Origin of the sequence: Rhodoferax ferrireducens (assembly GCF_049302455.1) — a bacterium.
GTDB lineage: Bacteria > Pseudomonadota > Gammaproteobacteria > Burkholderiales > Burkholderiaceae_C > Rhodoferax > Rhodoferax ferrireducens_B.
Genome location: NZ_JBAQMD010000066.1, coordinates 56,184 through 69,935, shown reverse-complemented (window position 1 = coordinate 69,935; position 13,752 = coordinate 56,184). Strand labels below are relative to the sequence as shown.

General features: G+C 59.3%; 15 protein-coding genes and 1 other RNA gene. 8 read left to right on the top strand and 8 right to left on the bottom strand.

Annotated features, from left to right (window positions below; all coding sequences use genetic code 11):
- Positions 1-33: 33 nt before the first annotated feature.
- Positions 34-324: a hypothetical protein gene (locus WA157_RS11790; protein WP_422621139.1), complete on the bottom strand. Its 291-nt coding sequence runs from the start codon at positions 322-324 to the stop codon at positions 34-36.
- A gap of 535 nt (positions 325-859) precedes the next feature.
- On the opposite strand from WA157_RS11790, the gene WA157_RS11785 reads away from it, so the two are divergent.
- From WA157_RS11785 to WA157_RS11765, 5 genes are all read left to right on the top strand, one after another.
- Positions 860-1,270: a hypothetical protein gene (locus WA157_RS11785; RefSeq protein WP_422621138.1), complete on the top strand. Its 411-nt coding sequence runs from the start codon at positions 860-862 to the stop codon at positions 1,268-1,270.
- Between the two features lie 198 nt (positions 1,271-1,468).
- Entirely contained in the window at positions 1,469-2,668 is a 1,200-nt protein-coding gene (locus tag WA157_RS11780; RefSeq protein WP_422621137.1) for a DUF4236 domain-containing protein, read from the top strand.
- A 105-nt stretch (positions 2,669-2,773) separates the two neighbouring features.
- A complete protein-coding gene (chrA, locus tag WA157_RS11775; protein WP_422621136.1) occupies positions 2,774-4,027 on the top strand; it encodes a chromate efflux transporter in 1,254 nt (417 codons plus the stop codon).
- Positions 4,028-4,167: 140 nt separating this feature from the next.
- The gene (locus WA157_RS11770) at positions 4,168-4,374 is read left to right on the top strand and encodes a dodecin (RefSeq protein WP_011465103.1); all 207 of its coding nucleotides are present in this window, start codon (positions 4,168-4,170) and stop codon (positions 4,372-4,374) included.
- 29 nt (positions 4,375-4,403) lie between these two features.
- Positions 4,404-4,841, top strand: a complete 438-nt coding sequence (locus tag WA157_RS11765; RefSeq protein ID WP_422621135.1) for a universal stress protein — start codon at positions 4,404-4,406, stop codon at positions 4,839-4,841.
- 58 nt (positions 4,842-4,899) lie between these two features.
- Here WA157_RS11765 and WA157_RS11760 read toward each other — a convergent pair whose 3' ends face one another.
- The gene (locus WA157_RS11760) at positions 4,900-5,496 is read right to left on the bottom strand and encodes a 3'-5' exonuclease (RefSeq protein ID WP_422621134.1); all 597 of its coding nucleotides are present in this window, start codon (positions 5,494-5,496) and stop codon (positions 4,900-4,902) included.
- A gap of 299 nt (positions 5,497-5,795) precedes the next feature.
- On the opposite strand from WA157_RS11760, the gene ubiG reads away from it, so the two are divergent.
- The 3 genes from ubiG to ssrA all read left to right on the top strand — a co-directional run bounded on the left by ubiG (position 5,796) and on the right by ssrA (position 7,597).
- Positions 5,796-6,518 (top strand): bifunctional 2-polyprenyl-6-hydroxyphenol methylase/3-demethylubiquinol 3-O-methyltransferase UbiG, encoded by a 723-nt coding sequence (gene ubiG, locus WA157_RS11755; protein WP_422621133.1) that lies wholly within the window; start codon positions 5,796-5,798, stop codon positions 6,516-6,518.
- A 14-nt stretch (positions 6,519-6,532) separates the two neighbouring features.
- A complete protein-coding gene (gene gph / locus WA157_RS11750) occupies positions 6,533-7,198 on the top strand; it encodes a phosphoglycolate phosphatase (protein WP_422621132.1) in 666 nt (221 codons plus the stop codon).
- 12 nt (positions 7,199-7,210) lie between these two features.
- Positions 7,211-7,597: a transfer-messenger RNA gene (ssrA, locus tag WA157_RS11745) on the top strand.
- A gap of 120 nt (positions 7,598-7,717) precedes the next feature.
- Here the strand turns inward: ssrA and thpR are convergent.
- The 6 genes from thpR to WA157_RS11715 form a co-directional block, all read right to left on the bottom strand.
- Positions 7,718-8,248, bottom strand: a complete 531-nt coding sequence (gene thpR, locus WA157_RS11740) for an RNA 2',3'-cyclic phosphodiesterase (RefSeq protein WP_422621131.1) — start codon at positions 8,246-8,248, stop codon at positions 7,718-7,720.
- 39 nt (positions 8,249-8,287) lie between these two features.
- Positions 8,288-8,935: a dihydrofolate reductase family protein gene (locus tag WA157_RS11735; RefSeq protein WP_422621130.1), complete on the bottom strand. Its 648-nt coding sequence runs from the start codon at positions 8,933-8,935 to the stop codon at positions 8,288-8,290.
- 62 nt (positions 8,936-8,997) lie between these two features.
- Entirely contained in the window at positions 8,998-10,080 is a 1,083-nt protein-coding gene (gene selD / locus WA157_RS11730) for a selenide, water dikinase SelD (protein WP_422621174.1), read from the bottom strand.
- A gap of 166 nt (positions 10,081-10,246) precedes the next feature.
- Positions 10,247-10,939 (bottom strand): peptide-methionine (S)-S-oxide reductase MsrA, encoded by a 693-nt coding sequence (msrA, locus tag WA157_RS11725; RefSeq protein ID WP_422621129.1) that lies wholly within the window; start codon positions 10,937-10,939, stop codon positions 10,247-10,249.
- Between the two features lie 233 nt (positions 10,940-11,172).
- Complete coding sequence (locus tag WA157_RS11720; RefSeq protein ID WP_422621128.1) at positions 11,173-12,795, bottom strand: long-chain-fatty-acid--CoA ligase; 1,623 nt, start codon at positions 12,793-12,795, stop codon at positions 11,173-11,175.
- Positions 12,796-12,825: 30 nt separating this feature from the next.
- Positions 12,826-13,617, bottom strand: coding sequence for an alpha/beta fold hydrolase (locus WA157_RS11715; RefSeq protein ID WP_422621127.1), 792 nt, complete (start codon positions 13,615-13,617; stop codon positions 12,826-12,828).
- Between the last annotated feature and the right edge of the window lie 135 nt (positions 13,618-13,752).

Genomic DNA, 13,752 nt, shown 5'->3' with positions numbered 1-13,752 from the left:
AATAATAGCCAAAAGCAGTGGGCATCAGTTCAATCAGATTTCAAGTGTGTAGACCATTGCCCCAGCCCTTTCGGCGGCACTGTGCCCTAGCAAAGCACGATCCCACTCGGAGCCGAGCGCCCCAACTTCCGGAACCAGACCACTTGTCATAGCCGAGACTTCCTCAACGGCGGCATCGAATTCGGCCACCTGTTCGCGCGTATCCAGAAACATTCGCGCGACCATGTACCCGCCAGAGTCGATAACCACAAGGAAACGCGCAGGCTGTCGATGCGACCCGTGGTTGTGCTTTCGCGGTGATTCCATGCCAAAAGTTTGACTCATGGTTCATGTTGCCACACTTACGCCATCTGGGTTTAGACAGGGCGAAATTCGCAGTTGAAATGAACATTCCGAAATTTTCGTAAAAACGCGACGCAACCGTTTACTTCTTTTCCAGATTTCGTATACTGTATGAAACAACAGTACATTGATTTTTGGAGAAGCTGCAATGGAGACAAGTGAATGGATCGCAAGGTGCTCTGCCCGCCTGCACGCGCAATGGCCAAGGCTGCATAGAGATCAGCGCGATGAAGTGGCAAAGGACCTCTGGAGTGACCAGCGGTGGCAACAGAGTGAACCAGAAACAGCGGTGGTCGAATGGTTGCGCCAAGACATTCCTGTGCCAATCGGGAGTGAGCAGCAATGAAGCACACCACCTATTCCCAAACACCAGATTTCAAGCACCCTTGGAGTCTTCCATATGCATTGCCGGGGCGTCGAGTTTTCGTTGCGATTTGGAACTGGCTGTAATGGACGGTCTGGGGGTTGGGCTTAGCGTACAGTCACGGCATACCTAGAAGTTCATGGAGGAATGTCAATGAAGTGGCTAATTTGTTTGGTCAGCCTGTTCCCGTTCTATTCGGATGCAGGTTCACTTTATCTTTGTAGGGCCTATGGCGGTGGCACCTTTTGGGCGCAGGCGCACTGCAACCAGCACAACGCCTTGATTGAGCGGATTGTCAGTGTCCCTGACACACTTCCGTTTGATCAACAAGTCAAACTTGCTGAACAGCAACGTCAAACGACCACCAGCACGAACACCGTTACCAACACGACGGTTATCAATAACACGCCCGCAGTCAGTCATGTTGCGGAATGCAAAGCACTCGACGCCCAAATCGCAAACTATGACGCCATGGCGCGACAGCCGCAAAGTGGGCAAATGCAAGACTGGATTACTGCGGAAAAGAAAAAGGCTAGGGATCAACAATTCCGAATTAGATGCTGAGTCTCTCTGTCAGAAATTTGATCCGATGAGCATCAAGTCCATACCGAATTTCAGCGATCCTGCAGCCAAGATGCTGGCGGCAAGAGCGATGCGGGAAGCTAAGAAGGGCTAGGCCGGTCGATGGTCTGACTATCATTCGCCGCCTCGCGATACCACAACCTTCCCCACCTACACACCACTCAAAATAGTGGAGGAACCATGGCAATTCGCTTCAGGAAGTCACTCAAGTTAGCCCCGGGCATTCGCATGAACCTTAGCGGCGGCGGCCTCAGTTGGTCACTTGGCCCCCGTGGGGCGTCTATTGGAATTGGAAAGCGCGGGACCTTCCTCAACACGGGCATTCCGGGGACGGGTCTGTCCTTACGCCAATCCTTGACCGGTGGAGGAAGTGCTAATCGGGAAATGCGGCGGCCCACTGGACAGCAGCAGCCCACTGCAGCCACCACGGTGTCGCTGACGGTTTCAGTGAGTGATGATGGAGCGGTCACCTTCAAGGACTCCAATGGGAACCCTGTGTCTGCGGACCTGATTGAATCAGCAAAGCAGCAGAAGGGGGATGCCATCAAGGGAGTGATTCAGAAAGCCTGTGACGACCTCAATGCACAGGTTGAATCCCTCGGGGAGTTGCATCTGCAAACGCCATCCCCGAAAAAGCCCCCAACCTACCAACCACGGAGCTTTGATGTACCACGTCCGGCGCCACCAGTGCCAAAGGTGCCCGGGTTCTTTGCAGGATTTTTCAAGAGCAAAGTGGCTGACATCGAAGCTGCGAACGCCCGAGCACAAGACAATTTCGGTTCAGCCCTTCGGGAGTGGGAGTACGCAAAGACGCAGTTCGAGGCCGCCGAGCGTAGGAAGCAGGAACTCATATCGAAGGCGGTCTCTGGTGATACTGAAGCGATGGAGGGATTCTTCGGGGAAGTCTTGATGGACATCGTATGGCCACGGGAAACTGTCGTTTCCTTCGAGGTGCGGGAAGGAGGGACACATCTGGCCTTTGACGTTGACCTGCCCGAGAGGGAAGACATGCCGACGAAGACCGCCTCAGTTCCACAACGGGGCTTCAAGCTGTCAGTGAAGGAAATCGGGCCGACGAACATTCAAAAGATGTACGCCAAGCACATTCATTCCATTGGGTTCCGGTTGCTGGGTGAGGCGTTCGGGATGCTGCCCACGGTTCAGGAAGTGACTCTGTCGGCGTATTCGCAGCGAAAGAACAAAGCAACCGGTCAAGAGGCTGATGAGTACCTGCTGTCCATGGTCGTGCCCAGAGTAGGATGGGAAGGCATCAACTTCGACAGCCTTCAATCTATAGACGTACTGGAGGCATTCACTCGTTTCGAACTCAGGCGCGAAATGACGAAGACGGGCATCTTCAAGGCAATACAGCCGTTCTGACAACAGGATGAGGCATGAAGCGTATTGCCGCACCCGTCCAATTTTTGTCCGTGTAAGCTTGCACCATGGACAAGAGTGGCTCCGCCTGTTGGGAAACCCTGCCTTATGAACCAGCCGCAGCAACAACACAAAAACCCTGAGCCAAACACAGCCGCTGAACCCGGGAGCGCGTTGCCGGCCCGTGGCTCTGCCAGTGAGGTGTTCCTCGCCTTCCTGAAGCTGGGCCTGACTTCGTTCGGAGGTCCGGTGGCACACCTTGGCTACTTCCGCACAGAGTTTGTCGACCGGCGAAAGTGGCTGGACGACAAAAGCTACTCCGACTTGGTGGCCTTGCGTCAGTTTCTTCCGGGACCCGCCAGCAGCCAGGTCGGAATCGCCCTCGGGCTCGGCCGTGCTGGATGGCTTGGCGCCATTGGCGCATGGGCGGGATTCACGCTGCCGTCGGCCATTGCGCTTATTCTTTTTGCCTTCGGTGTCACACAGTGGACCGGCCTTTCCCAGTCAGGGGCAGTCCATGGCCTGAAGGTGGTCGCGGTCGCGGTGGTCGCGCAGGCTGTTTGGGGCATGGCCAAGTCGCTGTGCCCAGACCGCATTAGAGCGGGGGTCGCCGTTGGGGCGGCGCTGCTGGTTCTTGCGACCCCGTCGGCCGTCGGACAAATCCTGGCCATCGTCGCCGGTGGTGTTGTAGGTCGATGGGCACTGCAGCTTGGACACCTTCCTCCAACTCGTCATCACGACTATGGCGTCAGCAAGACCACGGGGGCTGTCCTGCTGCTGCTGTTCGGTCTCTTGCTGATCTTGCTCCCGGCACTGGCCGCCACAGTCCAGTCTCCCATCGCGTCAGCGGTTTCAACCTTCTACCGGGCGGGCGCACTGGTGTTCGGTGGTGGACATGTCGTGCTGCCACTTCTCCAAGCTGGCGTTGTGCCGAACGGGTTGGTCAGCAACGACTCGTTCCTTGCTGGATACGGAGCTGCACAGGCTGTTCCAGGGCCGCTGTTCACCTTCGCGGCCTACCTCGGGGCCGTGATGCCCCCTCCGCTGGGCGGCTGGTTGGGTGGCTTGGGTCTACTCGTCGCCATCTTCGTTCCCGCGTTCTTGTTGGTCGTCGGCGCTTTGCCGTTCTGGGAGGCGCTGCGTCAACGCGACGCCGTGCAGCGAGCGATGGCCGGCGTCAACGCCGCTGTGGTCGGTGTGCTTGGAGCTGCACTGTACGACCCGGTATGGACGAGCGCCATTCACTCCCGAGGAGATTTCGGGCTCGCGTTGGCGGCATTCGGCTTGCTGGTCTATGGGCGCCAATCACCTGTGCTGGTCGTGGCCTTTGCTGCGGTAGCAGGCTGGCTACTCGCCCTTTGACTGGTTTTCTGACGAACCTATGGCGGCTGCGGGCTCGCGTGGTCGCCAGCGCGAGGTGCTAGCCTGCGCATGTTTGTAGTTCCAACGCAAAACGCGTAGCATGTCTAAAGTTAAATTGATTAACTCTTAGGAGCATTGTGATGAGCAACCATGTCTACAAGCTGCTTGAACTGACCGGTTCCTCCAGCGTCAGTATTGAAGATGCTGTGAGCGCCGCCATCGCCAAGGCGCATGAGACGGTGCGAAACATCCAGTGGTTCAGCATCACCGAGACCCGGGGCCATGTGGTCGATGGCAAGGTGGCGCACTGGCAGGTTTCCCTGAAGATCGGATTCACGCTCGAATAAGCGCCAGCCCAACAACTCGGAGGTGTGCCATGTACAAACGAATCTTGCTGGCTTATGACGGCTCTGCCCCGGGGCAGCAGGCCCTGCTCGATTGCAATGAAATCGCGCAGTGGAGCCATTCTGAGTTAACACTGATTGCCGTGATGCCGCTGGCCCTGACCGTCATCGGCCCCGAGAGCGGCGTCTACGACGAGTCGCTTCAAGACGGCGAGAAAGGCCGCTATCAGGCGATTCTCGACACCGGTGTGCGCAAGCTGGCCGATGCCGGGCTGAGCGCGCGCGGCGAAGTGGTGATCGGGGATGCGGTGACAGAGATTGCGCGTTGCGCCCGTCGGATCGACGCCAACCTGATCGTTGTCGGTCACAAGCATCTGGAGGGCTGGGCAGCGCGCTGGTGGCGCGGCTCCATCTCCAAGGCACTGATTGAGCACGCACCCTGCAGCGTGCTGGTGGTCATCACGCATTGAAAGCGCCTTGGCACCATTCACCCGCTGGTGTTGGGAGGATCGCGTGGTGTCGGCGCGGTCAGGCGAGCCCCAGCGCGTGGAAAACACGAACGGCGGCATAGGCATCATTGGCGGCGTACACCAACTGGGCTTGGCTCAGGCTGGGCAAGGCCCAATTGGACGTGGTCGCCTTCTTCGACTTGATGAAACGCTGGTTGAACAGCACCGCCACGGCCCCTTTGACGCCCATGTCCTTGCGGTAGCCGCGCTGGCGAAACACGGTGTTGAGCTCCAGCATGCCCACCACCTCCACGCCCAGCTTGGACTGGATGCGCTTACGATCGTCGCCCAGGCCAAAGCCAGCCTTGGTGAAACCCGGCAGGGCCAGCAGTTGTGCCACCACGGCGCGGCACGCCGGGTCGTGCAACTGAAACACCCAGGCCTGGTCCAGCGTGGCCAGTTGCACGATGTGCGGGCCATCGGACACCTGGTCTTTGAAAAACGTGGGTTTGGATTCGGTATCGAAGCCCCAAACCGTGGCGGCGCTGAGTTCCGCATGCGCTTCGTGCGCCTGTGCGGCGGTGGTCACGAGCGCAATGCGACTGGGCCCCAGGCGGTCGAATTCTGGCAGCAGCGCAATCTGCTCTTTGCTGGGGGTGCTGTGTTGGGTGTGCATGGGGGATGTGAAAGCGCAGGGCGCAAGCTTAACGCCTTGCCGCTTCCGCCCAAATATACTACATTTTTTATAGCTATATAGCCAGTATTGACGGGGGCTAGAGGCCAGTTTTGTGTAAAAAATCTGTTAACCAGCGGCAACCTGGACGCCAGCGAGCACGAGGAATACTCAAGCACACCAAAGACAATAGGGGCTCCATGCTCAACAAGGCACTGGAGGTGCTGCACCGGCGGCGCGTCATCCTGGCTTGCATACACTTGAACGAGCCCGGGTAATCATATTTTGCGGATAATCACCCAATGACTTCAACATTAAACGCTGATCCGGCCGAACTGGCCAAGTTTTCTGATCTTGCCCACCGCTGGTGGGACATGGAGGGCGAATTTCGTCCATTGCATCAAATTAATCCCCTGCGCCTGGAGTGGATTAACCATCTTTGTCCGGTCGCGGGCCAGCAAGTTCTTGATGTGGGCTGCGGCGGTGGCATCCTGGCAGACTCGATGGCCCGACTGGGCGCCCAGGTGACCGGAATTGATCTGGCCAGCAAAGCGCTCAGAGTGGCGCAGTTGCACGCCCTTGAAGCGCAAACCCCCAACTTGCAGTACCAGGAAATCAGCGTTGAAGCCTTGGCAGCGCAGCAACCCGGCAGCTTTGATGTTGTGACTTGCATGGAAATGCTGGAACATGTGCCCGATCCGGCCTCGGTGGTTCGGGCCTGCGCCACACTGGTCAAACCCGGTGGCTGGGTCTTTTTTTCCACGCTGAACCGCAGCCCCAAGTCCTTTGTTCTGGCCATCGTGGGTGCCGAGTACGTGCTCAACCTGCTGCCGCGCGGAACCCACGAATACGCCAAGATGATTCGACCCAGCGAGTTGGCAAGTTACTGCCGATCGGTGGAACTTGACCTGCGCCACACACGCGGTATGCAATACAACCCGCTGACCCGGCGCTACTGGATGAGCGACGACACCAGCGTGAACTATCTTTTTGCCACCCAAAAATCTCTGACCGCTGTCCTGTGACTGGCACTCCTGGCATGTTTGCCGATATACAGGCGGTACTGTTTGACCTGGATGGCACTTTGATTGACAGCGCGCCGGATTTGGGTGCTGCTGCCGACAAAATGCGTGTCGTTCGTGGCCTGCCTTCGTTGCCGATGGTGCACTATCGCCCAATGGCTGGCGCCGGGGCCAGAGGCATGATTGAGCTTGCATTGGGGCTGACCCCCGCGCATCCGGATTTTGACGTTTTGCGTGAAGAGTTTTTCAGCAATTACGAACAATGCATGACGGAGCAAACCTATGCCTTTGACGGCGTGCACGAATTGATCCGTTGTTTGCTGGCGCGCGGTCTGCCGTGGGGTGTTGTCACCAATAAATCCAAGCGATTTACCGATCCCCTGATGCGCAGCATGCCGCTGTTTGAATCGGCCAGGGTTGTGATCAGTGGCGACACCACGCCCCATGCAAAGCCCCATCCAGAACCGCTGTTGACAGCGGCCCGGCAACTGGCCATTGAGCCGGCGCATTGCCTGTATGTTGGCGATGATGAACGCGATATTGTGGCGGGGCGGGCCGCTGGCATGGGAACGGTCGCCGCCACCTACGGCTATCTTGGCCAAAAAGCCGATCCACTCCAGTGGGGCGCGCACGCAATCATCAATTTTCCGGCCGACCTCTTGCAATTGCTGCATAAGGCCTAAAATAGCGTTCCTGGGGCTGCACTGGTTTCGACGTGGGTACGGAATCGCTGTGGTGCATGTCGAGCTGAATGCGCTCGTAAAACAGATTCAAAAAAACTAACTGCAAACGACGAACGTTTCGCACTCGCTGCTTAAACACCAGTGAGCCTTACAACAGCAGGCCGATGGGCTGGGCAAGGGGTCTCTAGCGCAAGTTAAGGATTCCAGGCTGTAAGGTCATTCACATCGGCTGGCGCTGAACCGGGTACCTTGGTTTGGAGCAAGACAATAGGGTACTGGCGACTGTGAAAGCGTGTGGCTGCGCGTTCACAAGGGCGAGACTCAAATCAGACCACTAAACATGTAGATCTGCTCGAAGATGGCTTGCGGACGCGGGTTCAAATCCCGCCAGCTCCACCATATCCCCTGACGAAGGCCGCTAACGACATACAGTTAGCGGCTTTTTTCTTTGGTAAATCAATCACTGACAGTACAAGAACGATGCCGCTGAGAGTAATTGCTCTGAACTATTCGTTACCGTCAGCGGTACTGGCGAAGCACCCGGTAGGGTTGCGCCCTGTCCCCCGTTGAGACGACCAGCGCAAAACTCCGCACCCACCACACCACTGGCGCAGGTGCCGCCGGCGGGATCGCAGCACCCGCACGCCGCGCGAATGTGACATGGGGCAGATAGGGTCGGGTCTCGACCGCAAGATCAAGCCCGCGCAGCGCGTACCCAAGCCGCTCGTACAGCGCCCTGAGGGGCATGGGCACCTCAGTCGTGCCAAGTACCGCCAATCCGTGAGGCCAGAGCCTGGGCTGATCCAGAACCAACTCGAATGGTTGGAACGGCACATCTGCGCCGGCCATGATGGCTGCCACGCGATCGGCATCCACGTTACCGATGAAATGCAGGGTGACATGCCAGTCTGCAGGCGCGGATTGCATACATCCAGCGGGCCAGGTCCATTGCCTGGCATGTGCGACCAGTTGCCCCTGAACACCCTCATCGGGCCAAAGCGCCAGAAAAAGGCGCTGGGTTCGGGCGATAAGGGGTTTGCCACGGTCCATGTCTGCGTTCCGATAGTCCAAAGAAACTTCAGTAGCAGGCTACGTCTTCTTCTTGATGACCAGATGGGTGGCATTGGATGAGGCTGCATGTTCGGCACATTGGTAACCAAGCGACAGCATGTTGAGATCGGCGAATAGGCGCTCGCCGGAGCCGAGCAGGATGGGGGCGATTGCAATGTGCATTTCGTCAACCAAGCCGGCACGCAGGTATTGCTGAATCGTCGCCACGCCCCCGCCAAGCCGAACATCGAGCCCATTGGCCGCTTGTCTGGCACGCGCCAATGCGCTGAAAATGCCGTCGGTGACAAAGTGAAAAGTTGTACCGCCATCCATGGTGATCGACTCGCGGGGGTGGTGGGTCAATACAAACACCTGGGTGTGATACGGTGGATTGTCGCCCCACCAACCTTTCCAATTCATATCAGGCCATGGCCCGCGAATCGGTCCGAACATGTTCCGACCCATGATCCACGCGCCTATGTTCCGAAAACCACGGGCGGCAAATTCTTCGTCGGTGCCGGTTGTGCCGCCGTCATGTCCAAATATCGTTTGAAACGTCTTGGTCGGCCATGCCCACTGGTGTAGTGCCGGCCCCCCAGCTCCGAGAGGATTCTCAAGATTCTGGTTCGGTCCTGCACCAAATCCGTCGATGGAAATGGTGAAACTCTCTACACGCAGCTTTGACATGGTCGTTCCCTTGGTAGAAATAGGGTTGCCTTTCCCCGTGGGGCGACACGCCCCCAGGCCCCTCAACGCAACTGCAGCTTCGGGGTCCCCGCCCCGGCCGTGATCTCGCCAATCTCGCAGGCCGCATCAAACCCATGCTGCCTGAAAATGGCCAGCACCGCGTCCACCGCCGCAGGGGCGCATGACACCAACAGGCCACCACTGGTTTGCGGGTCGCTCAAGAGCGCTTGGTCAACCTCGGCAAAGCCGGTGGGCAAGGCAATCTCCTGCCCATAAGCGGTCCAGTTGCGCCCGGAAGCGCCGGTGACAATACCCTGCAACGCCAGTTCACGCACACCGGCCAGCAGTGGCACCCGCGCCCAGTCGATTTGCACGGTGCAGTGTGCTCCGCGTGCAAGTTCCAACGCGTGGCCGGCCAGGCCAAAACCAGTGACGTCGGTCATGGCGTGCACGCCGCTCAGCGCGGCCAGTTCGGGGCCGGGGGTGTTCAACTGGGTCGTGACGGCGATCATCTGGGCGTAGCCGGGTCCATCCAGTTTTTCCTTTTTAAGCGCCGCCGACAAAATGCCCACGCCCAGCGGTTTGCCCAAAATCAGCTTGTCGCCCACCTGGGCATCGGCATTGCGCTTCACGCGGCTGGGGTGCACCAGACCGAGGGCCACCAAGCCGTAAATCGGCTCGACCGAGTCGATGGTGTGGCCACCGGCGATCGGGATGCCGGCGGCACGACAGACCGAGGCGCCGCCTTCGAGGATTTTGGCGATGGTCTCGGTGGACAGCACGTTGATCGGCATGCCGACCAGGGCCAGCGCCAGAATCGGCTTGCCGCCCATGGCATAGACGTCGGAGATGGCGTTGGTGGCGGCGATGCGGCCAAAGTCAAACGGGTCGTCGACGATCGGCATGAAGAAGTCGGTGGTGGCGATCAGGGCCTGCTCGTCGTTAAGCCGGTAGACAGCTGCATCATCGGCGGTCTCGATGCCCACCATCAGCTCCTTCGGGATCGGCATGGCGGTGATGCCCTTGAGGATTTCAGACAGGACACCAGGCGCAATCTTGCAGCCGCAGCCGCCGCCATGGGACAGGCTGGTGAGGCGCGGCTGCTTGGGTGGGGTGGTCGCAGGGCTTGGGGTGAGTGAGGTGATCAAGTTTTTTTTCCTGTTGAAGCTTCAAGTCATGTGTTTCAGGGTTCAGCGACCCGGACTGGGCGCGAAAACCATGCGAATGCAAGCATGGGGCATGTCGGCGACTGTAAGCCAGAACAAAGCATCATCTGATGGGGCTCTATGGCAGTCAGCGCAAGTGCCTCCCCTACTGCCCCGCCTGATCACCCCAGAGCTGTTGCAGCCGCGCATCACGGCCGCAGCCCTTGCGGTAGAACTGGTAGCGCACCGGGTTGTTCTGGTGGTAGTTTTGATGCTCAGGTTCAGCCGGATAAAAGTCATCGGCCATCACGATCTGGGTGACGATGGATTCTTTGAATGGCTTTGATTTTTCCAGTGCCAAACGAGAAGCCTGGGCGATCCGGAACTGCTCCGGTGTCGTGGCAAAAATAACGGTCCGGTAGGGTGAGCCGATGTCACAAAACTGGCGATCTTTGGTGGTGGGGTCAATGGTGCGCCAGAAATGCGCCACCAGGCGTTCGTAGCTCACCTGCTTGGGGTCAAAAACCACTTGCACAGCTTCCGCATGACCGGTGGCCTGGCTGGAGACTTCGGCATAGCTGGGGTTGGCCGTTTTGCCGCCGGTGTAGCCTGACGTTGTGGACAACACGCCTGGCACTTTGTCAAAGTCGGCTTCGGTGCACCAGAAACACCCCCCGGCAAACACGGCAAGCTCGCTGCCATCGGGTCGCGCAGTGGGTGCGGCCAGCACAGGCGACGGCGACGTACTGCGTGGCACCGACAGTTCCCACCAGGCAATCAGCGCCAAAACAAACACCAGTGCGATCCACAAGGCGCGGCGCGATGGTTTGTGGGGCCTAGTCTGGGGTTGTGGGCTCATGCGGCATCATAAAAAATTACCAAAGACCGTCAGAGACGGGGGGTATTTCAAAGGACGCATGACACAAGGCGTCGGCGTTTGAGTCAGCCTTCCAACGCGCCGCTAACGGGCGCTGCGAACCGAATGGGATTTAAGCTATATTATTTATAGCTGCTCACGCATGATTGACAGGGGCTACAGGCCAGTTTTATATAAACAAACACAGCGACAGCCCCCTCCGGCACAAACGCGCTTCAACTGAACACGCCGCCGTACTGCTTGCGCAAATCGCCCTTCTGCACTTTGCCGGTGCCGCCGACTGGCAGCGCGTCGAGAAAAACAACATCATCCGGCACCCACCACTTGGCCACGCGCTCGGTGAGAAACGCCAGAATTTCTTCGCGCTCCACCGCCTTGCCCGGCTTGCGCACAATGAACAGCAGCGGGCGTTCATCCCACTTGGGGTGTTTGACGCCGATGACGGCCGCCATCGCCACCGCCGGGTGGCCCATCGCGGCGCTTTCCAGATCAATCGAGCTGATCCACTCGCCGCCGGTCTTGATGACGTCTTTGGCGCGGTCGCGGATCTGCATGACGCCGTGGGCGTCGATGGTGGCAATGTCGCCGGTGGGGAACCAGCCATCGACCAGCGGCGAGCGATCCCCCTTGTAATAGCCGGTCACGATCCACTGTCCGCGCACCATCAGTTCGCCTTGCGACACGCCGTCGCGCGGCAAGGTGACACCGGCTTCATCGACGATCTTGATCTCGGCGCCAAACACCGACTTGCCTTGGCGGGCTATTGTTGCGTGCTGCTGCGCCGGGGTCAGCTCCAGGTCCCTGGGCGTCAGGCAACTCATGGTGGTGGCGGCGGTGGTCTCCGTCATGCCCCAGCCGTGGCGTACCTCGACGCCGTAGTCGTCGGCAAATTTCGCAATCAAGGACGCCGGCATCGCCGAGCCGCCCACCGCCGTGCGGCGCATGCTGGAAAAACGCAGGCCGTGTTGCTCCACATGCTGCATCAGCCCGAGCCAGATGGTGGGCACACCGGCGCTCACCGTGACGCGCTCGGTTTCCATCAGTTCATACAGGCTGGCGCCGTCCAGGCGCGGGCCGGGCAAGACCAGCCGCGAGCCGCCGATGGGCGCGGCGTAGGGAATGCACCAGGCATTGATGTGAAACATGGGCACCACCGGCAGCACCGTGTCTCTGGGCGAGAGCGACAGAATGCCGGGCAGGCAGCCCGACATGGCGTTGAGCACAATCGCGCGGTGCGAGTACAACGCGCCCTTGGGGTTGCCGGTGGTGCCCGAGGTGTAGCACAGGGCGGCGCCGGTGCGCTCGTCAAACTGCGGCCAGTCAAACTGCTCGCTGTGCGGGGCAATCAGCTCCTCGTAACACAGCACATTGCTCACGCCCTCAACCGCCGCCATGTTGGCGGTGTCGCTCAGGCAAACCCAGGCCTTGATCTTGGGGCAGTGCGCGGCGATGCCTTTGACCAGGGGCGCAAAAGTGGCGTCAAACAACATCACCGCGTCTTCGGCGTGGTTGATGATGTAGATCAGCTGCTGGGCCTGCAGGCGCGGGTTGCAGGTGTGCATCACCATGCCGCTGCCGGAGACCGCAAAGTAGGCCTCCAGATGGCGATGGTTGTTCCAGGCAATGGAGCCGACCGCGCTACCGGCTTCCAGTCCCAAACTCTTGAGGGCATGGGCCAGTTTGCGCGAACGCGCGGCGCACTGGGCATAGGTGTAGCGAAACAGCGGTCCATGCGTTTCACGCGAGACGACTTCGACGTCGCCAAACTGGGCCGCGCCATGTTCGATGACATCAGAAATAAGAAGGGGGCGGTCCATCATGAGGCCGGGTTGAAGCATGGTGACTATCTCCTGATTGAGTACTGAGAGTTAAAGATGAAGGGTGGCCAAAAACGACTCGATGGCCGGATTGACGGCTTGTGGATGCGTGAGGTTGGAGGCATGTCCCGCGCCTGGCACGACGACGATCTGGGCGTTGGGCAGGGCGTCCGCCATGGCCTTGGCACGCGGGAGCTCAATCGCGCGGTCGCTGCCGCCGTGGAGCACCAGCGCGGGAACAGCAATGCGCCCGATCTGATCGCTGATGTCATCGCGCGTACCCAGGGTCTGAAAACTCTGCAACAAATCGGCGGGTGCGGTCTTTTTCCACTTTTCGCGCCACACGGCTGCAGCTGGCCACTGGTCGCCCAGGATGACGGTTTCGATGGTCGTGGCGGTCTGGTCCGAGAGGCCGTTGACGGCCCAGTCCTGGAGCATGGCTTGGTAGGCGGGCATTTTGGCCGGGTCTTCCGTCATGGCCTGCGTGTCGATCAAGACCAGCGCACGCACGATTTCCGGATGCGTCAGCGCGCAACGCAGCGACAGGTAGCCGCCTTGTGACATGCCGACCAGCACGGCCTGCCCGACACCCAGATGTGCCAGCAAGGCGGCCAGGTCATTCGCGGAGTCGTAGTAGCTGAAAGGGGCGCAGGCGCCGGTGGCGGTTTGGCCGTGTGCGCGCTCATCCCACACGATGCAGCGGTAACGGGACTTGAGCGCGGCCACCTGCGGTGCAAACATGCTGCCGTCCATCAGCAAGCCATGGGAAAAGATGAGGGCCGGGCCAGCGCCGCCGCTGTCCTCGAAGTAAAGGTTTTGGCCATTGACCTGGGCGTAGGGCATGAAGTCTCCTGTTTTGTTGTTCAAAGATGGTGCCGCGGGCATCCTATGACGACCGGATTTTCCGGTCAACCCGGTCCGGTAACGTCAGCGACAAAAGGAAGACAACGCCATGATTGATTCGGCCGACCGGCCTGA

Excerpts from the sequence above, each read along its gene's own strand:
- WA157_RS11790 (WP_422621139.1), bottom strand. The coding sequence starts at position 324 with ATGAGTCAAACTTTTGGCATGGAATCACCGCGAAAGCACAACCACGGG.
- WA157_RS11785 (WP_422621138.1), top strand. The coding sequence starts at position 860 with ATGAAGTGGCTAATTTGTTTGGTCAGCCTGTTCCCGTTCTATTCGGAT.
- WA157_RS11780 (WP_422621137.1), top strand. The coding sequence starts at position 1,469 with ATGGCAATTCGCTTCAGGAAGTCACTCAAGTTAGCCCCGGGCATTCGC.
- chrA (WP_422621136.1), top strand. The coding sequence starts at position 2,774 with ATGAACCAGCCGCAGCAACAACACAAAAACCCTGAGCCAAACACAGCC.
- WA157_RS11770 (WP_011465103.1), top strand. The coding sequence starts at position 4,168 with ATGAGCAACCATGTCTACAAGCTGCTTGAACTGACCGGTTCCTCCAGC.
- WA157_RS11765 (WP_422621135.1), top strand. The coding sequence starts at position 4,404 with ATGTACAAACGAATCTTGCTGGCTTATGACGGCTCTGCCCCGGGGCAG.
- WA157_RS11760 (WP_422621134.1), bottom strand. The coding sequence starts at position 5,496 with ATGCACACCCAACACAGCACCCCCAGCAAAGAGCAGATTGCGCTGCTG.
- ubiG (WP_422621133.1), top strand. The coding sequence starts at position 5,796 with ATGACTTCAACATTAAACGCTGATCCGGCCGAACTGGCCAAGTTTTCT.
- gph (WP_422621132.1), top strand. The coding sequence starts at position 6,533 with ATGTTTGCCGATATACAGGCGGTACTGTTTGACCTGGATGGCACTTTG.
- thpR (WP_422621131.1), bottom strand. The coding sequence starts at position 8,248 with ATGGACCGTGGCAAACCCCTTATCGCCCGAACCCAGCGCCTTTTTCTG.
- WA157_RS11735 (WP_422621130.1), bottom strand. The coding sequence starts at position 8,935 with ATGTCAAAGCTGCGTGTAGAGAGTTTCACCATTTCCATCGACGGATTT.
- msrA (WP_422621129.1), bottom strand. The coding sequence starts at position 10,939 with ATGAGCCCACAACCCCAGACTAGGCCCCACAAACCATCGCGCCGCGCC.
- WA157_RS11720 (WP_422621128.1), bottom strand. The coding sequence starts at position 12,795 with ATGCTTCAACCCGGCCTCATGATGGACCGCCCCCTTCTTATTTCTGAT.
- WA157_RS11715 (WP_422621127.1), bottom strand. The coding sequence starts at position 13,617 with ATGCCCTACGCCCAGGTCAATGGCCAAAACCTTTACTTCGAGGACAGC.